The following is an 18,152-nucleotide window of genomic DNA, read 5'->3' on the forward strand; positions in this document are numbered from 1 at the left end:
ATTCGGGCTTGATTTTTGTCTCAATAGGTAACATCAATTGTTACATGAAAAGAGACAGCCGCCTTTCCCTCGTCCTGCACGCGCTTTTGCACATGGCGGAGCGCGCCGAGCCTGTAACCTCCGAAACGCTCGGCGAATGCCTTGACGCCAATCCGGTGGTGGTACGCCGCACGATGGGCTTGCTGCGCGACGCGGGCTTCGTCCATGCGGGCAGGGGGCCTGCGGGCGGTTGGTCGTTGGCGGTCGCGCTGGATAGGCTGAGCCTTCTCGATCTGCACAATGCCTTGGGACAACCGGCGATCTTCGCGATGGGCAACCGCTCGGACGCGCCGGATTGCCGGATCGAGCAGGCGGTGAACGCCGCGATGGGCGAGAGCTTCGCCGAGGCCGAGGCGCTTTTGCTGGCGCGTTTCGCCGAGATCACGTTGGCAGAGCTCTACCAGCCTTTCGCGGATCACCGCAGTCACGAAACCCCGCGCTGAAACTCCAAGAAGGAAAAGACCCATGCAGGATGTACTTGTGATCGGCGGCAGCTATGCCGGCATGGCCGCCACGCTTCAGCTGGCGCGCGCGCGGCGCAAGGTGACGGTGATTGACGCCGGTCAAAGGCGCAACCGCTTCACCACCCATGCGCATGGCTTTCTCGGGCAGGACGGCAAGGATCCCGCCGCGATTTGGGCCGAAGCCCGCAACCAGCTTCTGGCCTATCCGAGCGTCACCTGGATCGATGGTCATGCCGAGATGGTGGCGGGCGACAAAGACGGTTTCACCATTACCACCAAAGCCGGTGCCGTCGCGAGCGGTCGCCGCCTGCTGCTGGCGACGGGTCTTGCCGACCAGCTCCCCGAGGTCGATGGCCTCGCGGCGCGTTGGGGCAAAACCGTGCTCCATTGCCCCTATTGCGACGGCTACGAGTTGGGCGGGCGGGCGATCGGCGTGTTGGCCAGCCATGCCAATGCGCTGCATCAGGCGGAGCTTCTGACCGATTGGGGCACGGTCACCTTGCTGCTCAACGATGCGGTCGCGCCGGACGGAGCACAGCGCAATGCCTTGGCCCTACGCGGCGTGGTGGTGGAGGAAACGCCGGTTGCAACCGTGCAAAACAAGGCGGATGTCTTGCTCTCCGACGGGCGGGTGCTGCATTTCGCGGGCCTCTTCACCACGACGCGCACCAGCCCCGCCTCTGATCTCGCCGCGCGCGCCGGTTGCGCCTTGGCCGAAACGCCGAGCGGCACGCAGATCTGGACCGACGACACCAAAGCCACTTCTGTCCCCGGCATCTACGCCGCCGGAGATGTCGCGAGAGGGGCCCATTCCGTCTCGCTTGCCGTGGCGGACGGGGCATGGGCGGGCATGCAGATCCACCGCTCTTTGGTCTGGCCGCAAGGGTAGGTCTTGCGCCATAGGGCTAATCGGACTAAGTTGAGTGGACTAAGTTTGATTTGTCATGCGGGGTCGTGATGAAAACCGTCAATATGCACGAAGCCAAGACCAACCTGTCGAAACTCGTAGAAAGCGCCGCGCAGGGGGAGCCCTTCATCATCGCGCGGGCGGGCAAGCCTTTGGTCAAAGTCACCATGCTCGAGGGCGAAACCCCGCGCCGCATGGGCTTTCTCGCGGGCCAATACAGCATTCCCGACGACTTCGACAGCATGGCCGCCGACGAGATCCGCGGCCTTTTCGAAGGCGATGCCGATGCAGGGCCGGATCAGACCGCGCAATGAATCTGCTGATCGACACCCATCTGCTGCTCTGGTCGGCTTTCGCGCCCGCCAAAGTACCGGCCCGCGCCGCGGAGCTGATGCTCGATCCGGCGCATCAGCTGTGGTTCAGCGCCGCCTCGATCTGGGAGGTCGCCATCAAGCGCGGCCTCGACCGGCCCGACTTCCGCGTCGAGCCGGGGGTTCTGCGCGCGGGGCTTTTGGCCAATGACTACTCCGAACTCTCGGTCGACGGGCGTCACTGCCTCGCGCTGACCAGCCTGCCCGCGATCCATGCCGATCCCTTCGACCGCATGCTGATCGCGCAGGCGATTTCGGAAGGCATGGTGCTTTTGACCGCCGATGCGCGGATCGGGCAATATTCCGGCCCGATCGAAAAGGTCTGACCACCTCCACCCACGAAGACGCCGCGCGGAAGCAAAACCGCGCGGCGTAAATTCTGCTACCCGACAGCCCGATCAGTAACGGCCGAGCCAATGGCCATAGGGCGGCGGAAGGACGCTCGACAGCTCCTCGATCTTGAGCGTACGCGCCGCCTCATAGGCCCAATGGGGATTGGCGAGATGAGCCTTTCCGACCAGAACCACATCCAGCTCGCCTTTGGCGACCGCCGCTTCGGCAACGTTAGGCTCGCCGAAATTCCAGGCGCTTGCGACCGGAATGCCGGCCTCGGTACGGATGCGCCGCGCGATCGGACCCATAAAGCCCATCGACCACGGGATCGTATTCTCGGGCGTCGAGAAGCCGATGCTCGTATCCAACAGATCCATGCCGTCGGCCTTGAGATTTCGCGCCAGAGCCACGGATTCGGCGAGATCCTCGTCGACCCTTCCGTTGAATTCGGTCACGCCGAAACGCACCGTCAGCGGATATTCCTCGGGCCAGACCGCGCGCACGGCGGCGAAAGTCTCGCGCAGGAAGCGGCTGCGGTTCTCGAAACTGCCGCCATAGGAATCCGTGCGCTGGTTGGCCTCTTTCGAGAAGAAGGTCTGCGCGAGATAGCCGTGGGCGAAATGCAGCTCGAGCCATTCGAAACCGGCAGCGCGGGCGCGTTTGGCGGCGGCAACGAAATCGTCGCGGACGCGGGTGATATCGGCAAGCGTCATTTCGCGCGGGACCTTGCTCAGCTGTCCGCCGAACGGAATGGCCGAAGGGGCGATGGTCTCCCAACCGCGCGGATCCTCTGTCGGAATATGGTCGTCGCCTTCCCACGGGTTGTTGGCGCTCGCCTTGCGGCCGGCATGCCCGATCTGGATCCCCGGAACCGCGCCGAAGGATTTGATCGCGCGCACGATCGGGGCGAAGGCCTCGGCATGGGCATCGCTCCAGATGCCGGTGCAATCGGGGGTGATGCGGCCCTCTGGCGACACGCCGGTTGCCTCGATCACAACCAGCCCCGCACCACCGCGCGCTTGCGCGGCATAGTTGAACAAATGCCAATCATTGGCGATGCCGTCACGCGCCGAATATTGGCACATCGGTGCGACGCCGATGCGGTTGCGGAGGGTAACGCCCTTGAGCTGAAAGGGCTGAAAAAGTGCTGACATTCTGCGTTCCTGGGTCGGGGCGGATAGGGACGTCCCGAAAAACAGGACAGAATGCATTCAACCAATTTGTCTTCGTTCAGGTTCCGGCAGAAAGCTGCACTGCGGCATTGCGTAGCGTCACTTTTGTCGGCGGTCAGGAACGGCTCGGAAGGCGGAGCACACAGCGGAAGCCGACATGGCTGGTCGAGGTATCGACCGGCTCAGGATGACGCGCGGCGGGGCGGTAGCGCCGGCAGTAATTCGGCGCGCACAGATGCGAGCCGCCCTTGAGAACCTTGCGCGCGATCGGGGACCCGGGCTGGGCGAAATCATGGCTGCCTACGGCCGAGAGCTGGCGGGGATTTTGCGGGATGCAGCAGGCTTTGGCCGCATCGGCAGCGTGGCGGCCGGTCCAGAAATCCGAGGTCCATTCCCAGACATTGCCGATCATGTCGTAAAGCCCGTAGCCATTGGGCGGAAAGGCCCCGACCGGCGAGGTCAGCGGCCAGCCGTCGCTCTCGAGGTTCTCGTGCGGAAACCGGCCCTGCCAAAGATTGGCCAAGTGACGACCCTCGGGCATCAGCTCGTCGCCCCAGGCATAGTCGCGATCCTCCAGACCGCCACGCGCCGCGAATTCCCATTCGGCTTCGCTCGGCAGATCCTTGCCCGCCCAATGCGCATAGGCGAGCGCGTCGTCATAGGAGACATGGGTGACCGGATGATCGGCGAGCCCGTCGAGGCTGCTTTGCGGGCCGCGCGGATGGCGCCAATCGGCCCCGAAGCTGAAGCTCCACCACAAATCCCAGCGCGACAGGGGCACAGGATGGGGAGGCTGCGTGAAAACCAGCGAGCCCGCGCGCAGCATCTCGGGCAGGGCGCCGGGATAGTCCTTGGCATCGGGTGCGATCTCGGCCGTGGTGACATGGCCGGTCGCCGCGACGAATTGCGCGAATTGTGCATTGGTGACGGGGTTGATGTCGATCGCGAAGGGGCTGACGAAGACCGAATGGCACGGCGCTTCCTCGGGATAGAACCGGTCCGATCCCATGCGGAACAGGCCTCCCGCGAGCGCGACCATCCCGTCGGGAGCAATCTGGGCGGATTCCGGCGTGGTCATGGCTGCTCGTTCTTTATCTTCCGGTTTGTCGTGATCCTCTTTTGGCCACAACCGCGGTTCGGGCACAAGCTTTGCGGGGCGGATCAGATCGTATGATAACCGGAGTTATGTAATATACCATCATCCCGCATGGGTGCCGGTTCGGCGACGGCCCCGGTCACGGCCAGTTGCGCTACTATCGCTTAATCTGCGCGCGGTTTTTCGCGAGATCCAGGATCTTCCGCCCCGCAGCAATCCGCCAGAGGTTCGCAAATATCGAACGCTACGTTCTTGACGGGACCTCTTTGCCGTTGATGCATCGAACACTAAATTCACGGCAACCAATAGCAAGTCCGCTTCTTGCGGCAGGAGGAATTCCATGAGGGCATTCGGCTTTCTGAGCTTCGGCCATTATATGAACGCACGCGGCTCGCAAACGCGCAACGCCAGCGAAATGCTGAAACAGGCGGTCGAAATCGGCGTCGGCGCCGACGAGCTTGGCGTGAACGGCGCCTATTTCCGCGTGCATCACTTCGCCAAGCAGCAAACCTCTCCGATGCCGCTTCTGGCGACGATTGCGGCCAAGACCAAGAATATCGAGGTCGGCACCGGCGTGATCGACATGCGCTATGAAAACCCGCTCTATCTCGCGGAAGAAGCTGCCTCGCTGGATATTCTGGCCGACGGCCGCATCGCGCTCGGCATCAGCCGCGGCTCGCCCGAGACGGTTATTCGCGGCTATGAGGCTTTCGGCTATACTGGCTCGATCGACGAGCGTGGTGCGGATATCGCGCGCGAAAAGTTCGACCTGTTCCTGCGCGCCATCGACGGCGACCGTCTGGCCAAGGGTGACCGCCAGATGGCGGGCGGCCAGCCGCAGGCGATCGAGCCGCGTACCGATACGCTGCGCGACCGCATCTGGTGGGGTTCGGCCACGCGCGATACCGCCGAATGGACCGGTCGTCAGGGGCTGAACATGATGTCCTCGACGCTGCTGACCGAAGACGGAGGCATGCCCTTCGACGAGCTGCAGGCCGAACAAATCGTGCGCTTCCGCGACGCCTATCGCAAAGCCGGCCACAAAGGCTCGCCGCGCGTTTCGGTCAGCCGCAGCGTCTTCCCGATCATGAACGATCAGGACCGCGCCTATTTCGGCGGCGCGGCAGAGCGTCATGACGGCGTGGGCATGATCGACGGCTTCCGTTCGACCTTCGGGCGCACCTATGCGGCCGAGCCGGACAAGCTGATCGAGCAGCTGAAAGCCGACAAGGCGATCGGTCTGGCGGATACGTTGATGCTGACGATTCCGAACCAGCTTGGTCCGGAATACAACCTGCACATTCTGGAATCCTTCGCCAAACATGTCGCTCCGGCGCTTGGCTGGAAACCGAACACGGAAGGCCCCGTGCAGGGCGACCAGATCGGGTGACCGGCAAGCAGTCACGCAAAAGGGCGGGTCGTCGGACCCGCCCTTTTCTTTTGTCCCAGGCCTTTGCCCAAGCCCGATCCCTCAGATCGTGCCTTTTTCCATTTCGGCGGCGATGAACTCGGCCTGACGGATCGCCAGCGCGACGATGGTCAGGGTCGGGTTCTCGGCGGCCGATGTGGTGAAGACCGAACCGTCCGAGACGAAAAGGTTCGCGACATCATGGGATTGCCCCCATTTGTTCACCACCCCGTCACGCGGATTTTCCGACATGCGGTTCGTCCCGAGGTTATGGGTCGAGGGATAGGGCGGCGTCGGCAGAACGCGGGTCGCCCCTGCCGCGCGATAGATCTTTTCTCCCGTCCGGTAGGCGTGATCGCGCATCGCTCGGTCATTGGGGTGATCGTCGTAATGCACGTTCGGGACCGGCAGGCCGAACTGGTCCTTGGCCTCGTGGTTCAGTGTGACGCGGTTGGTTTCCTGCGGCAGATCCTCTCCCACGATCCACATGCCGGCCATATTCTCGTAGCTGTCGAGCGCCGAGGTGAACTCGCGCCCCCAACCGCCCGGATCCATGAACGCCGCCATGAAGGGGATGCCGAGCGACAGGGTTTCCAGCTCGTAGCCGCCGACAAAGCCGCGATCGGGGCCGTGATGGGCCTCGTCTTGCACGATCCCCGCCATGGTCGTGCCGCGCCACATATGTACGGGCTTTTCGAAGATCGCATAGACCGAGCCGGTGGTATGGCGCATATAGTTGCGCCCGACCTGCCCCGAGCTGTTGGCCAGCCCGTCGGGAAAGCGCTCCGAGGCCGAGGCCAGCAGCAGCCGCGGGCTTTCGATCGCATTGCCCGCAACCGAGACGATCCGCGCCTGCTGGAACTGTTCGGCGCCGTCCTTGTCGATATAGCGCACGCCGGTCACTTTGCCGGTCTCGTCATGCTCGATTCTGGTGGCATGGCAATGGTCGCGCACCTCGAGATTGCCGGTGGCTTCGCCGCGCGGAATATCGGTATAGGCCGCCGACCATTTCGCGCCCCATTTGCAGCCCTGAAAGCAGAAACCCGTCTGCTGACAGGCCATGCGGTCGTCGTTCTCGACCGAATTGATCGCCATATGGCCGGTCGAAACCTTGGTATAGCCGGCCGCCTTCGCGCCCTTTTCCAGAACCAGATAGTTCGTGTTTCCCGGCAGGCCAGGCAGGTCGTTGGTTCGGGTCACGCCCAGCTTTTTCTCGGCACGGTCGTAATAGGGTTCCATCTCGGCCAGCGTGATCGGCCAATCAAGAAGGTTCGCGCCGTCGACGGGACCATAGGTGCTCAGCGCCTTGAACTCGTGCTCCTGAAAGCGCAGGGACGCGCCCGCCCAATGGATCGAGGTTCCGCCGACCGCCTTGACGATCCATGCCGGAAGGTTAGCGAAATCGCGCGCCACCCGCCAATCGCCCGAGGTGGTGCGCATGTCGCCCCAGCTCAGCTGCGCGAAACTGTCCCATTCGTCGTTGATGTAGTCGTCGGGCAGATAGCGCCCGCCCGCCTCGAGAGCGACGACCTTGACGCCCTTTTGTGCCAGCTCGTTCGCGAGAACCCCGCCGCCCGAGCCCGTGCCCACGATCACCACGACCGATGCGTCGTCGAGGGCGAATTTTGCCACTGTATCAGCCATATCCGCCTCCCTTACAGCCAGTCGATGTCGTTGAAGCCACGGTTGATGTAGCCGCCCTGCGAATAGCTTTCGCCCTCGTAACCAAAGAGCGGCCAGATCTCTTTCTGGTTATAAAGCCCCGTCACAAGACCCGCGCGCACCCGCTGGAAGAACGGCGAATGCTCGATCATGCGCAGCATGACAACGCGGTCTTTCTCCCATCCGGCGGCCAGATAGCTGTCGAAACCCTGCGACTTCGCCACGACATCAAGCGCCGAGACCCCCTCTTCGATCAGCGCGGCCTGTTCGGGGTCGTCATAGCCCTTGACCGCGACCGCATAGAAACGGTCGGCAATGCGGTCATGGGGATAGATGTCGCGCGCCATCTGGATCAGCGTCGCCATGGTTTCGGGCTTGAGCGTGGTGGTTTCCACCGCCCATGCGGCATCCGGCGCGGCGACAAAACCGGTGCCCACGACGCAAAGCGCGCCCGCAGCGATTGCGCGCGACAAAAGGCCCCGCCGTGTCAACCCCCTGACCTTGTGGTCAGCGGGCGCGATGATTGTTTCGTTCATGTCGTTCCTCCCTCCTGTTGGTCGTCCCGCCTCCTCCCGACGGGGTTGCCTGCTTCGAGACGCTTAAAGATAGCGGCCGGCGCGCTGGAGCACTTCGATCTCGTATCCGTCCGGATCCTTGATGAAGAAAAACCGCGCGATCACCTCGCCTGCCGGCGCGAAATCGACCAGCTTGCGCGGCGCAAGGCCCAGATCGGTCAGGCGGGCATGTTCCGCCGCGACATCCGCGACCGAGACCGCAAGATGGCCGTATCCATTGCCGAGATCATAGCTTTCCGTGCCCTTGTTCACGGTCAATTCCAGCTCGAACGTGCTTTCGTCATTGGCCAGATAGATCAGGGTGAAGCTCTCGAAATCCAGCCGCTCGACCACCTCCAAACCGAAAGCCGCCTTGTAGAAGTCAAGCGAGCGTGCCTCGTTTGCGACGCGGATCATCGAGTGAATCATTTTGGCCATGGGCTGGCGTCCTTTCCGAAATCGTTTGAACCAATTTCAAAAAGTTTTCCGCTCTCGGGGTAGCATCATGCTACCACGCGGCGCTTTCGGCGCGAAATCATTCCGCGAATGGCGGCATTTCGGGAAAAGACGTTCCGGTCAGGCGGCGCGGGCGACCTGTCTTGCGGCCTCGCGGAAGGCCTGTGCATTGGTGCCGCGCAGCTCGAGCTGGACCAGACAAGCGCAGCGCAGCAGCGAGGTGAAGTTGACAGGCTCGCCGTCCAGCATCAACACCTCGGATTGCAGCGTCGACAGAAAGGCGGGCGTTGCCTGCCCTTCGCCTGCGGCAATTTCGTCGAGAATGTCCCAGAACGCCTGTTCAAGCCGGATCGAGGTGCTTTGCCCGTTCAGCCGGATCTTGCGTGTGACCGGCTGGTAGCGACGACGGTCCTGACGGGAAAAAACTTCGCACATGGTGATCTTTCCGAGGCTGGGGTTGATCAATCCTAACAGATCCGCACGCTTTTGCTACCGGCGCGGGCCGGTTCTCCCTCGAACGGATGGGGCCGCGACCGAATGGGGAAAGCGGGGGATGGCGCCCCCGCTTTCCTTTTGCCCCGAGGGCGTCTCCTGCATCCTAAGGCGCGCATTAACGCAAGGTCGCCTCGCCCTTGGTCTTTTCGGGGTGGCGTGCGCGCAATTTGGCTGCCGCATCGCCGCGCCCGGTTTGCTCGAGCCAGTCGAGATAGCCCGGCAATTCGCCGCGCGTGTGATAGGGGCCGCCCTCGCGCAGGACGGTCATCAGCGGATCGACATCGTGATCCGATAGCGCAGCCTGCTCGGCCCACCAATCGGCCAGAAGCTTCGAGGCATGGGCGACGACATCGGCACGCGCGGGCGCGAGATCGGTGGTCTCGTGCGGGTCCTGCGTGAGGTTGAAAAGCGTCTCGGGTCCGAAATCCTTGAACCCGTCATGCCATGTGCGCAAGAACAGCCAGTCCTCGCCCTCGAGGCGGAAGCGCACGCCGCGCTGCACCGCCCATGCGCCTTGGCTCAGGACCAGAAATTCGCGGCCTCCCTCGTCACCCTCGAGCAACGCCGGTTTGAAGCTGCGCCCGTCCCAGACCTCGGGAACATTGCCGCCGAGATGGTCGATCAGTGTCGCGGCCCAGTCGAAATGGTAATGCAGGCCCTGATTGACACTGCCGCGCAGATCGCCGCCCAGATCGGGTGCGCGAATGATCAAAGGCACGTTGCAGGTATATTCGTCGGCAGTCTGGTGGTCGCCCCAGACGTTCAGCTCGCCCAGATTTTCGCCGTGATCGGCCCCGATGACGATGATCGTCTTGTCGTAAAGCCCCAGTTCTTTGAGCGCTGCGACGAGATGGCCGATATAGTCGTCGGCATAGCGCACACCCGCATCGTAACCGTCGATCCAGGTCTTTGCCGCCGCGAGATCGGGAATCGAGGCCGGTTGGCGCTCGAGATAGTTCGCATGCCAGTTATGGCCCGAAAATCCGGTCGGCTCCTGCGGGGAATGGGGGCCGAAACCGTTCCAGCTTTTGCGCATCACGTCGTCGGTGATCCAACCTGCGATCGGCGCATCGGCAAAGGGATTGCCCCATTCGGAAGGCGTGCGATAGGGCGTGTGGGGGTCCCAGATGTTGACATGCAGGAAGAAGCCGCGCTCGCCGTTGCGCTTGAGCCAGTCGATCGCCTGCGGAATGATCTCGTCGGCGGTTTCCATGCCGCCCTTGCCGCAGTTGTGGACCTCGTTGAAGCCGGCATACCAATGCCAGCAGCCATGCCTTTCGCCGAAAGACGAAAAGGTCGCGGTATAAAGCCCGAGATCACGCAGCTGCTTGAGCCAGCCTTCCTCGTAAAACGTGCCCGCCCAAGCGCGCTCGCGGCCTTCGCGGAAGGGCTCGCAGGCAAGGCCGCCGTGGTTGACGACGCCGGTGCGAAAGCCGTGACGCCCCGACCACAGCGCGGTGCGCGACGGATGACAGGGCACGTCCGAGACATAGACGTTATCAAACCGGATGCCCTCGGCGGCGAGCTGGTCGATATTGGGCGAGGTGTCGCGGTGATAGCCGTAGCAGCCCAGATGGTCGCGGCGCAGGCTGTCGATGTCGATGTAAAGAACGTTCATGTCGCTATCCGTCGGTATCAGAAAGGACGGCCGCGCAGGAAAGCGCGGCCGCTCCGTGGATTATTTCACAAAGAGATCAGCAGTATAGTAGTCCGCCGCGGGCAGCGCCTTTTCGAGCTTGCCCTGTTTGACATAGATCGCGGCCATTCCGTCGAGCCAGCTGTTGATCGTGCCGTCCTTGGATTTCGCGGCCAGATCTTCGGCGGTGAAGCTCGTACCCATCGTCGCCTCCTGCTCCAGAACGGCGGCATCGACGCCCAGGAAATCGGCGGTGATCTTGATGGTCTCGGCAGGGTTGGCATGGCGCCAGTCGCCTGCCTCTTTCATCACGGCGATGAATTTTCCGACCAGTTCGGGCCGGTCGGTCACGGTGGCGGGATTGGTCACGAAAGCTGCCGGAAACTGGTTTTGCGGGAAGTCGGCATTCTTGGCCAGTTCGACGATCCCCGGGTTCGCCTTGCGGATCACGTCGACGAACGGATACCAGATCGCCGCCCCGTCGACCTGACCCGAGGCGAAGGCCGAGACCACGGTCGCCGGATCGGCGGTGACGATTTCCAGATCGTCGCGGCTCATCCCTGCCGCCTCGAGCGCAAGGCCCAGAAGCATATCGCCCGAAGTCCCCTCGGGCACGGCGACCTTCTTGCCCTTGAGGTCGGCAAGCGAGGTCACGCCTTCACGCGCAAGAATGCGGTCCGAGTTTCCGACCGAGCTGATCGCGACGACCCGCGCCTTGTCGGATGCGGGCAACCACAAGGCCCCCGGCCCGATATAGCCGAAATCGAGACTGTTCGTGCCAAGCGCCTGAATTTGCAGCGGACCGTTGGTGAAGACCTTGGTATCGGCGTCAAGCCCATGCTTTTCCCAAAGCCCCTGCTCGGTCGCAACGGCAGTCGCCGAAGCCCCCCAGAAATCGGCGATATAGCCGACGCGGACCTGATCGGTCTCGGCCAAAGCCGGATAGGCACCCGACAGGCTGGCAGCGGCAATGGCGGCTGCGATGAAATGGCGGCGTTTCATGTCTTTCTCCCTGATGGGCCGTCAAGCGGCATTGGCCTGCGAAGGCTGGTGGTAAACGGAATGCCAGACCCGATTGCGGATCGCGGCGAATTCGGGCGAGAGGCGCATCTCCTCGGTGCGGGGATGGGGCAGATCGACCTCGATCACCTCGAAAAGCCGCCCCGGACGCGCCGCCATCACGACGACGCGATTGGCGAGATAAACCGCCTCGTCGACATCATGGGTGATGAACAGGACCGAGCGGCGATCCTCGCCCCAGGTCTGCAAAAGCTGGTCCTGAAGCTTGATCCGCGTCAGGGCGTCCAGCGCGCCGAAGGGCTCGTCCATGAGCAGGATCTGGGGATCGGCGGCATAGGCGCGCGCGATCGCGCAGCGCTGTTTCATTCCGCCCGAAAGGGTTTTGGGCAGAGCCTCGGCAAAATCCTGAAGGCCGACCAGCCGCAGATAATGGTCCGAGATCCGGCGCCGCTCGGCTTTGGTTTTTCCGGCAAGGCGCGGCCCGAATTCGACATTTTCGCGAACCGTCAGCCACGGGAAAAGCGCATATTGCTGGAAGATTACCCCACGCTCGGGGCCCGGGCCACGGATCGGGCGCCCGCCGGCCAGAACCTCGCCTTCGGAAGGCTGCAACAGCCCCGCCGCAAGATTGAGCGCAGTAGATTTGCCGCAGCCCGACGGGCCGACCATCGTGACGAATTCGCCAGCCGCGATCGTCAGGTTGAGCTTGTTCAGCACCAGAAGATCCTCGAATTTCATCGAGACATTCCGGAAAAGGATCTCGGAACTCATAGCCGCTCCTGCCAGTTGGTGAGGCGTTTTTCGGCCAGCTGGAGAATGCGGTCCATCGCGAGGCCGAGAATGCCGATGGTGATCAGCGAGACGAAAATCGTCGGCATGTCGTAGTAAAGCTGCGCCTGCTGCATGCGGAAACCGAGGCCCGATTGCGCGGCGATCAGCTCGGCGGCGACGACGGTGGCCCAGGCCGAGCCCAGCCCGATGCGGCAGCCGACCAGAATGAAGGGCAGCGAGGCCGGCACCACAACGCGGGCGAAGATCACCCCATCTTTCGCCCCCAAAACCCGTGCGGCATTGATCAGCGTGCGGTCGACCCCGATCACGCCCTGATAGGTCGCCACCACCGAAGAGAGGAAGGCCGCAAGGAAGATCACGAAGATCTTGGGGGCCTCGTCGATGCCCAAGGTGATGATCGCAAGCGGAATGATCGCAAGCGGCGGGATCATGCGGAAAAACTGGATCCACGGGTCGAGCAACCCGCGTGCCACGCGGTACCAGCCCATCAGGAACCCGACCGGAATGGCCAAAGCCGTGCCGAGCAGAAAGCCCGACAACACGCGGCGCAGCGAAGCGGCAATATCGGTAAACAGCCGTCCGCTTTCGATCGCGGACCATGCTTTGCCCGCAACCTCGCCCGGTCCGGGCAGCATCACCGCACTAAAGCGGGTCAGCAGATACCACGCCAAAATCCCCAGTCCGAAAGACAGGAAACGCAAACCCGGAAGCTCTGATTTGCGGCTCATAGGGTTCCTCCCGAATAGTAAAAGCGGTCGAGCGCGACAGCCGCCGCGCCCTGCAAGGTCGCATCCGGCCCGAGCAGGCTCGGGCGGAATTCGGTCCGCGCCCGCGCATGCGGCATGACCTGCGCAAGGATCGCATCGCCAAGAGAGCCGCGCACCTCGGGCGAAAGCTGCGCCAGCCCCCCGCCCAGAACCACGCGCTCGGGCGAGAGAAGGTTGACGATATTCGCGAATTGCTGGGCCACGAGGGGCCAAGCCCCGCCGAGAATCTCGTGGTCGGAACTGCGGATCATATCGGCGGTCAGGACGGTCTCGAAACAGCCGCTCAATCCGCATTCACAGGGGCGGCCGGGGGTCTCGACCCTGATATGGCCAAGCTCCAGCGCGTCGCGCCCCGAGAAGGCGGCCCCGCGTCCCTCGCGGATGAAGGCCGCGCCCAGACCCTGATCGAGGTAGAGGTAAAGCATCGTGTGGTGATCGGCGCGTCGCGCGCGGACGGCCTCGGCAAAGGCCATCGCAGTGACCTTGTTCTCGAGCGTCACCGGCCAGGGCAGCGCGGCTTCGAGCACCTCGATCAAAGGCCCCTCGCCCCAACCCGGCCGGCTGACCGCCAGCAGACGCCGCCCCTCGAGGTCGACATGGCCCGGCAGCGTCAGGCAAAGGCCCGCGATGCGGTCGTCGCCCAGATCCAGCTCGGCCTGCAGCGCACGCAGGGCATCGGGGACCATCGCCAGAGCCTGAATGGCGGAACAGTCGAGGTCGAAGCGCCGCGCCAGCAACACCCGCGCGTCCTTGTCGGCAATCCCGACTTCCAACCTGCCGGGCATCAGCGACACGCAGGCCACGCGCCAACCCGTTTCCGCGAGATCGAGATATTGCCGCGGCCGTCCGAAATTCACCTCGTCGCGTTTGCCGCCTTCGTGCAGCAGCCCCGCCTCGACCAAACGGTTCGCGATTTTGGTCAGGCTGGGAGAAGAGACCCCCATCTCGCCCATCAGCTCGGTCCGCGAAAGCGGTCCCATGTCGCGCACAAGGCGAAGCGTGGTGCCGTGAAACCGGCTCATGGAATGCCTCCCGCAATCCTTTCGCATACTTTTCTAGTTTAGTTAGAAAAGTATGCGCCGCGCTATTACAAATTTGCGCCCTTGCGGAGAAAATCCTTCCCCTGCCGTTGGGTCCGAGAGAAATGGTGCGTTATGCCTATGCAGATTTTGGGGAACCTGGCGGATATGGAAGTTGCTTTCCTCGCCATATCACCATGATAAAATTGAATATTTATAAAGTGGCGCATCCCTGCCAGCGCCGCAATTTCGCCAAAAATCGTGACAGACCCCGCGTGATTGCGAGCCGGAAGAGGCCCGCAAGACCTTCCGGCGGCTCCAGCCTCCGCCCGTGAAATCTCTTGGTCGCGTATCGGATTCGCGTTATAGTTAGCAATATGGCTAAGTATGATTCCGACCTCTCGCAGCTCTTTCAGGCCTTGGCCGATCCGACGCGGCGGGCGATTCTGGCGCGGCTGGCGCAAGGCCCCGCCCCAGTTTCCGAGCTCGCGCGCCCGACCGGACTGAAGCTGCCGACAGTGATGCGCCACCTTTCGGTGCTCGAAGAGGCGGGATTGATTGCTTCGTCAAAGGACGGGCGGGTGCGCTCTTGCGCGGTCGTCCCCGAGGCGCTGACCCCGATGTGCGACTGGCTCGACGAGCAAAGGGCGCATTGGGAAAGCCGCCTCGACCGGTTGGAAAGCTATGTCATGACGTTGTTGGAGGACGAAGACCATGACGATCGAACTCGACCCTGATACCGACCTCAGCTTTACACGCACCCTCGCCGCGCCGCGGGCACTCGTCTGGGAATGCTGGACCGATCCGCGCCATATTCCGCATTTCTTCATCCCCAAACCGCATAAGGTCACGGCGGTCGAGATCGATCTGCGGATCGGCGGACGCTTCGACACCCGCTTCGAGGTCGAAGGCAACAGCATCGCAAATCGCGGCGTCTATCTCGAGATCGTGCCGCAGGAAAAGCTGGTCTTTACCGATGCGTTCAGCGAGGGCTGGAAGCCCGCGCCGGAGCCCTTCATGACCGCGATCCTGCTTTTGGCAGATGCGCCGGAGGGTGGCACGCTGTACACGGCCATCGCGCGCCACCGCAATCCGGACAGCCGGAAAACCCACGAAAACATGGGCTTTTACGAGGGATGGGGTACCGTCGCCTCACAGCTCGAAGCCTATGCCCAAGGGTTGCGGTGATGGCGCAAGCAGCTGCAAACCCTGCGGCGACCATGCGCATCGAGCGGGTGATCGCCGCACCGCGGGCCGCAATCTGGCGGGCATGGACCAACCCCGAGAGCCTGCCCTTGTGGTGGGGCCCCGAGGGCTATTCCTGCCGCACGAAACGCATCAATTTGCGCACCGGCGGCGAATGGGTCTTCGACATGATCGGGCCGGACGGCACGGTCTATCCCAACCACCACCGCTACCACCGGATGGAGGAAGGCGCGGGCATCTCCTACAGCCTGCTCTGGGGCGAGAACGGCCCGAAACATGCCGATGCGGATGTGGCCTTCGAGGAGATCGGCACCGATGGAAAAGACGGAACCCTCACCGCCACGCGGATCACCTTGACGATGGTCTTCGCCAGCGAGGACGAATGCCGCGCCGCGAAGGCATTCGGAGCCGAGGCGCTCGGGCAGGAAACCCTGGCGAAACTGGCGCGCTTTATCGGGGCGGGCTAGATCGCCTCAGGGCGCGATGCCGGTCAGCGGATTGCTCCGCGCGACGTCCCAGGCGATCTGCTGCATCAGGGCGGCGGTCTCCGGCTCGGGGGCCGCGGCCGGCGTTCCATCGGCCCGCATCAGCGCGAAGGGCAAGCCTGCGGGGCTCTTTTGATAGAGCACCGCATAATGGACCAGCGCCACGAAATAGCTGCCGAGGTCGCTGAGATGGATATTGTCGGGCTTGCCATCCGGCGTCAGAGCGAAAAGATCGGTCCTTTTCCCCAGGTTACCGACGCCGCCACGCGCCTCGACCGCCCGCACCAAAGCGGCCATCGCCTGCCCCGCGGGGATCAGATGGATGCGTTTGTCCTCGGGCAGCTCGCCCAATGCGGGACGCAGCACCCCCGCGAGCCATGATTGCTCGTAATCACCGTCGAGCCTTTCCAGAAAGCCCTCGGCGTGATCGACCTGATGCCATGTCTCGTAAAGATACAGGCGGGCATCGGGGCGGGCGACGATCGCCTCTTGCGCCCAGTTGGCAAGATAGCGCGGGCTGTCGAAGTATTTCAGCGCATCGCGGATCTCGACCATCTCGGTCAGCACAATCGCATCATAATCGCCGCTTTTGACGGCCTCATGGGCGGGACGGAAACGGGGATGATCGTTCTCGGCCTCGAAACCGTTGATCTTGTCGTCGCCCCAATGCGCCTTGAGCGTGGTGCCCCAGCCGAGCTGGCTATCGTAGCGGTAGCCCTCGCCCGCGAGCTGGGCGAGCATGGCGGGCATGTCGCGCCCGACGAGGCTATGCCCGATGAAATAGACCGAGAGCGGCTTTTGGGGCGGCGGCAGCGGCTTGGCGTAGCGCGCGGCCATCGCCGCTGCATCGGGGCCCTGGCCAAGGCTCGGCCCGCCGCCTGCACCCGCACCGCGCCACAGGAAAATCCCCGCAACGACGGCGGCAAGCGCCAAAGCGACAGCGAGCATTTTCGCAATAGTCATCCCATCTCCCTTCGGCCGCAACGCGCTTGGCAGCCCTTGTTTGCGGCCAAGAATGTCGGGAAGCTTGCCTGCCCTGTCAACCGCCCGCCCTACGGCCCCGCACGGCCTGCACCGGCCCCGTGGGCCGCTTCCTTGGCGCGATTTCGGCAGCAGGGCCCTGCCCGTCGCGATTTTCTCAGCAATCCCCGATGAATAGAATCATTTTCAACGATAATGAAATTCTGATTTTATAATTCCTTGATTGACGCTGCCTTGCAGGAGCGACCCAATGTCGCACCGCCTTTTGCGGTCCGGAGAAAATCATTGAAGAATGCGACTTTCTTTCTTGGTCTGACGACCTCTCTTTTCCTCGCCGGCGGCGTCATGGCGCAAGACAGCGATGCTTTGTCGATTGCCATGCTCATTCCGGGCAAAATCGACGATAACGGCTTCATGGAAGCGGGCTATAACGGCCTCTTGCGGATCGAAAAGGAATTTGGTGCCAAGATCGCCTATCGCGATCAGGTCACGCCCAAGCCCGAAGAACTGGCCGAGGCTTTGCGCGATCTCGCCAAGACGGGGCCGGATATGGTCATCGCCCATGGCGGTCAGGCGAATCAGGCGGCCGAGACCGTGGCTGCGGAGTTCCCCGAGATCCCGTTTGTCGTGGTGCAAGGCAATGTCACGGGACCGAACCTCTCGAGCTACGAGGTCCTGCAGGAAGACAGTGCATGGCTTGCGGGTGCGATGGCTGGCCTGATGACCAAGAGCGGCGTTGTCGGCCATATCTCGGGCATCCGCGTGCCGCCGGGGCTGAAGGGGCGCGGCGGTTTCTACAACGGGCTGATGCATACCAAACCCGATGCGACCTTCCTCACGACCTTTGCCGGCAATCAGGATGATGTCGCACTGGCCGGACGCGCCGCCCAGGCCGAGATCGACGGCGGGGCCGATATCATCTTCACCATGCTCAACGCCGGCCGGCAGGGCGCGAGCGATGCGATGCGTGCGGCCAAGGTGCGCCAGATCGGCAATGTCATCGACTGGACCACGGTCGATCCCGAGGTTTATGTCGCCTCGGCCCTCGCCGATGTCAGCATCCCCAGCGTCGAGGCTGTCCGCGACCTCAAGGACGGCAACTGGAAACCCGAGACCGTCAAACATATCGGCCTGGCGAATGCCGAAGCGGTCTCGCTGAGCTATGCCCCCGATGTTCCGGCAGAGATCAAAGACCAGATCGCCAAGCTGCGCGAGCAGATCATCAGCGGCGAAATCAAGGTCGAGACCAGCTACGACGGCCCCGAAATCACCGTCGAGTAAACCGGAAT

21 protein-coding genes are annotated in these 18,152 nt (G+C 63.0%); 9 read left to right on the forward strand and 12 right to left on the reverse strand.

Going from position 1 to position 18,152, the window contains the following annotated elements; genetic code table 11:
* Positions 1-44: 44 nt before the first annotated feature.
* The 4 genes from ACFFUC_RS17515 (at position 45) to ACFFUC_RS17530 (ending at position 2,107) form a co-directional block, all read left to right on the forward strand.
* Positions 45-482, forward strand: a complete 438-nt coding sequence (locus ACFFUC_RS17515; RefSeq protein ID WP_377688201.1) for an RrF2 family transcriptional regulator — start codon at positions 45-47, stop codon at positions 480-482.
* A 22-nt stretch (positions 483-504) separates the two neighbouring features.
* Positions 505-1,392: an NAD(P)/FAD-dependent oxidoreductase gene (locus ACFFUC_RS17520; RefSeq protein ID WP_377688202.1), complete on the forward strand. Its 888-nt coding sequence runs from the start codon at positions 505-507 to the stop codon at positions 1,390-1,392.
* Positions 1,393-1,460: 68 nt separating this feature from the next.
* Positions 1,461-1,724, forward strand: a complete 264-nt coding sequence (locus ACFFUC_RS17525) for a type II toxin-antitoxin system Phd/YefM family antitoxin (RefSeq protein ID WP_377688203.1) — start codon at positions 1,461-1,463, stop codon at positions 1,722-1,724.
* Complete coding sequence (locus ACFFUC_RS17530) at positions 1,721-2,107, forward strand: type II toxin-antitoxin system VapC family toxin (RefSeq protein WP_377688205.1); 387 nt, start codon at positions 1,721-1,723, stop codon at positions 2,105-2,107. Before ACFFUC_RS17525 ends, ACFFUC_RS17530 begins: the two co-directional genes overlap by 4 nt.
* A 72-nt stretch (positions 2,108-2,179) precedes the next feature.
* On the opposite strand, the gene ACFFUC_RS17535 is transcribed toward ACFFUC_RS17530, so the two are convergent.
* Both ACFFUC_RS17535 and ACFFUC_RS17540 read right to left on the reverse strand, forming a co-directional pair.
* Positions 2,180-3,268, reverse strand: coding sequence for an NADH:flavin oxidoreductase/NADH oxidase (locus ACFFUC_RS17535; protein WP_377688207.1), 1,089 nt, complete (start codon positions 3,266-3,268; stop codon positions 2,180-2,182).
* Between the two features lie 133 nt (positions 3,269-3,401).
* Positions 3,402-4,364 (reverse strand): formylglycine-generating enzyme family protein, encoded by a 963-nt coding sequence (locus tag ACFFUC_RS17540; RefSeq protein WP_377688208.1) that lies wholly within the window; start codon positions 4,362-4,364, stop codon positions 3,402-3,404.
* 358 nt (positions 4,365-4,722) lie between these two features.
* Between ACFFUC_RS17540 and ACFFUC_RS17545 the strand changes: the two genes are divergently transcribed.
* Entirely contained in the window at positions 4,723-5,772 is a 1,050-nt protein-coding gene (locus ACFFUC_RS17545; protein WP_377688209.1) for an LLM class flavin-dependent oxidoreductase, read from the forward strand.
* An 81-nt stretch (positions 5,773-5,853) separates the two neighbouring features.
* Here the strand turns inward: ACFFUC_RS17545 and ACFFUC_RS17550 are convergent, their stop codons facing one another.
* The 9 genes from ACFFUC_RS17550 to ACFFUC_RS17590 form a co-directional block, all read right to left on the reverse strand.
* Positions 5,854-7,434, reverse strand: coding sequence for a GMC family oxidoreductase (locus ACFFUC_RS17550; protein WP_377688211.1), 1,581 nt, complete (start codon positions 7,432-7,434; stop codon positions 5,854-5,856).
* 11 nt (positions 7,435-7,445) lie between these two features.
* Entirely contained in the window at positions 7,446-7,988 is a 543-nt protein-coding gene (locus ACFFUC_RS17555; RefSeq protein WP_377688213.1) for a Twin-arginine translocation pathway signal, read from the reverse strand.
* Between the two features lie 63 nt (positions 7,989-8,051).
* The gene (locus tag ACFFUC_RS17560; RefSeq protein ID WP_377688214.1) at positions 8,052-8,444 is read right to left on the reverse strand and encodes a VOC family protein; all 393 of its coding nucleotides are present in this window, start codon (positions 8,442-8,444) and stop codon (positions 8,052-8,054) included.
* Between the two features lie 138 nt (positions 8,445-8,582).
* Positions 8,583-8,897 (reverse strand): ribbon-helix-helix domain-containing protein, encoded by a 315-nt coding sequence (locus ACFFUC_RS17565; protein WP_377688215.1) that lies wholly within the window; start codon positions 8,895-8,897, stop codon positions 8,583-8,585.
* A 175-nt stretch (positions 8,898-9,072) separates the two neighbouring features.
* Entirely contained in the window at positions 9,073-10,575 is a 1,503-nt protein-coding gene (locus ACFFUC_RS17570) for a sulfatase (RefSeq protein WP_377688216.1), read from the reverse strand.
* A gap of 60 nt (positions 10,576-10,635) precedes the next feature.
* Positions 10,636-11,595, reverse strand: coding sequence for an aliphatic sulfonate ABC transporter substrate-binding protein (locus ACFFUC_RS17575; protein WP_377688217.1), 960 nt, complete (start codon positions 11,593-11,595; stop codon positions 10,636-10,638).
* A gap of 21 nt (positions 11,596-11,616) precedes the next feature.
* Positions 11,617-12,384, reverse strand: a complete 768-nt coding sequence (locus ACFFUC_RS17580) for an ABC transporter ATP-binding protein (RefSeq protein ID WP_377688218.1) — start codon at positions 12,382-12,384, stop codon at positions 11,617-11,619.
* Positions 12,381-13,133 (reverse strand): ABC transporter permease, encoded by a 753-nt coding sequence (locus tag ACFFUC_RS17585; RefSeq protein WP_377688219.1) that lies wholly within the window; start codon positions 13,131-13,133, stop codon positions 12,381-12,383. Before ACFFUC_RS17585 ends, ACFFUC_RS17580 begins: the two co-directional genes overlap by 4 nt.
* A complete protein-coding gene (locus ACFFUC_RS17590) occupies positions 13,130-14,194 on the reverse strand; it encodes an ROK family transcriptional regulator (RefSeq protein WP_377688220.1) in 1,065 nt (354 codons plus the stop codon). Before ACFFUC_RS17590 ends, ACFFUC_RS17585 begins: the two co-directional genes overlap by 4 nt.
* A 374-nt stretch (positions 14,195-14,568) precedes the next feature.
* Between ACFFUC_RS17590 and ACFFUC_RS17595 the strand changes: the two genes are divergently transcribed.
* Genes ACFFUC_RS17595 through ACFFUC_RS17605 form a run of 3 tightly spaced genes read left to right on the forward strand, consistent with a single transcriptional unit; the run spans position 14,569 to position 15,864 of the window.
* Entirely contained in the window at positions 14,569-14,928 is a 360-nt protein-coding gene (locus tag ACFFUC_RS17595) for an ArsR/SmtB family transcription factor (protein ID WP_377688221.1), read from the forward strand.
* Positions 14,912-15,379 carry an SRPBCC family protein gene (locus ACFFUC_RS17600; RefSeq protein WP_377688266.1) on the forward strand — a complete coding sequence of 156 codons (468 nt, stop codon included), beginning with the start codon at positions 14,912-14,914 and terminating at the stop codon, positions 15,377-15,379. The genes ACFFUC_RS17595 and ACFFUC_RS17600 overlap by 17 nt, the downstream gene beginning before the upstream one ends.
* Positions 15,379-15,864 (forward strand): SRPBCC domain-containing protein, encoded by a 486-nt coding sequence (locus ACFFUC_RS17605; RefSeq protein WP_377688222.1) that lies wholly within the window; start codon positions 15,379-15,381, stop codon positions 15,862-15,864. The genes ACFFUC_RS17600 and ACFFUC_RS17605 overlap by 1 nt, the downstream gene beginning before the upstream one ends.
* 6 nt (positions 15,865-15,870) lie before the next feature.
* On the opposite strand, the gene ACFFUC_RS17610 is transcribed toward ACFFUC_RS17605, so the two are convergent.
* Positions 15,871-16,845 (reverse strand): hypothetical protein, encoded by a 975-nt coding sequence (locus ACFFUC_RS17610; RefSeq protein ID WP_377688223.1) that lies wholly within the window; start codon positions 16,843-16,845, stop codon positions 15,871-15,873.
* 303 nt (positions 16,846-17,148) lie between these two features.
* On the opposite strand from ACFFUC_RS17610, the gene ACFFUC_RS17615 reads away from it, so the two are divergent.
* Positions 17,149-18,144, forward strand: a complete 996-nt coding sequence (locus tag ACFFUC_RS17615) for a BMP family protein (RefSeq protein WP_377688224.1) — start codon at positions 17,149-17,151, stop codon at positions 18,142-18,144.
* Positions 18,145-18,152 lie beyond the last annotated feature (8 nt).

Source organism: Paracoccus cavernae (assembly GCF_042430175.1).
Taxonomy (GTDB): Bacteria; Pseudomonadota; Alphaproteobacteria; order Rhodobacterales; family Rhodobacteraceae; genus Paracoccus; species Paracoccus cavernae.

What these genes read in the sequence shown, in the direction of transcription:
- ACFFUC_RS17590 (WP_377688220.1), bottom strand. Translation starts at nt 14,194, where the DNA reads ATGAGCCGGTTTCACGGCACCACGCTTCGCCTTGTGCGCGACATGGGA.
- ACFFUC_RS17545 (WP_377688209.1), top strand. Translation starts at nt 4,723, where the DNA reads ATGAGGGCATTCGGCTTTCTGAGCTTCGGCCATTATATGAACGCACGC.
- ACFFUC_RS17530 (WP_377688205.1), top strand. Translation starts at nt 1,721, where the DNA reads ATGAATCTGCTGATCGACACCCATCTGCTGCTCTGGTCGGCTTTCGCG.
- ACFFUC_RS17550 (WP_377688211.1), bottom strand. Translation starts at nt 7,434, where the DNA reads ATGGCTGATACAGTGGCAAAATTCGCCCTCGACGACGCATCGGTCGTG.
- ACFFUC_RS17540 (WP_377688208.1), bottom strand. Translation starts at nt 4,364, where the DNA reads ATGACCACGCCGGAATCCGCCCAGATTGCTCCCGACGGGATGGTCGCG.
- ACFFUC_RS17520 (WP_377688202.1), top strand. Translation starts at nt 505, where the DNA reads ATGCAGGATGTACTTGTGATCGGCGGCAGCTATGCCGGCATGGCCGCC.
- ACFFUC_RS17575 (WP_377688217.1), bottom strand. Translation starts at nt 11,595, where the DNA reads ATGAAACGCCGCCATTTCATCGCAGCCGCCATTGCCGCTGCCAGCCTG.
- ACFFUC_RS17595 (WP_377688221.1), top strand. Translation starts at nt 14,569, where the DNA reads ATGGCTAAGTATGATTCCGACCTCTCGCAGCTCTTTCAGGCCTTGGCC.
- ACFFUC_RS17525 (WP_377688203.1), top strand. Translation starts at nt 1,461, where the DNA reads ATGAAAACCGTCAATATGCACGAAGCCAAGACCAACCTGTCGAAACTC.
- ACFFUC_RS17565 (WP_377688215.1), bottom strand. Translation starts at nt 8,897, where the DNA reads ATGTGCGAAGTTTTTTCCCGTCAGGACCGTCGTCGCTACCAGCCGGTC.
- ACFFUC_RS17535 (WP_377688207.1), bottom strand. Translation starts at nt 3,268, where the DNA reads ATGTCAGCACTTTTTCAGCCCTTTCAGCTCAAGGGCGTTACCCTCCGC.
- ACFFUC_RS17585 (WP_377688219.1), bottom strand. Translation starts at nt 13,133, where the DNA reads ATGAGCCGCAAATCAGAGCTTCCGGGTTTGCGTTTCCTGTCTTTCGGA.
- ACFFUC_RS17610 (WP_377688223.1), bottom strand. Translation starts at nt 16,845, where the DNA reads ATGACTATTGCGAAAATGCTCGCTGTCGCTTTGGCGCTTGCCGCCGTC.
- ACFFUC_RS17605 (WP_377688222.1), top strand. Translation starts at nt 15,379, where the DNA reads ATGGCGCAAGCAGCTGCAAACCCTGCGGCGACCATGCGCATCGAGCGG.
- ACFFUC_RS17555 (WP_377688213.1), bottom strand. Translation starts at nt 7,988, where the DNA reads ATGAACGAAACAATCATCGCGCCCGCTGACCACAAGGTCAGGGGGTTG.
- ACFFUC_RS17580 (WP_377688218.1), bottom strand. Translation starts at nt 12,384, where the DNA reads ATGAGTTCCGAGATCCTTTTCCGGAATGTCTCGATGAAATTCGAGGAT.
- ACFFUC_RS17570 (WP_377688216.1), bottom strand. Translation starts at nt 10,575, where the DNA reads ATGAACGTTCTTTACATCGACATCGACAGCCTGCGCCGCGACCATCTG.
- ACFFUC_RS17560 (WP_377688214.1), bottom strand. Translation starts at nt 8,444, where the DNA reads ATGGCCAAAATGATTCACTCGATGATCCGCGTCGCAAACGAGGCACGC.
- ACFFUC_RS17515 (WP_377688201.1), top strand. Translation starts at nt 45, where the DNA reads ATGAAAAGAGACAGCCGCCTTTCCCTCGTCCTGCACGCGCTTTTGCAC.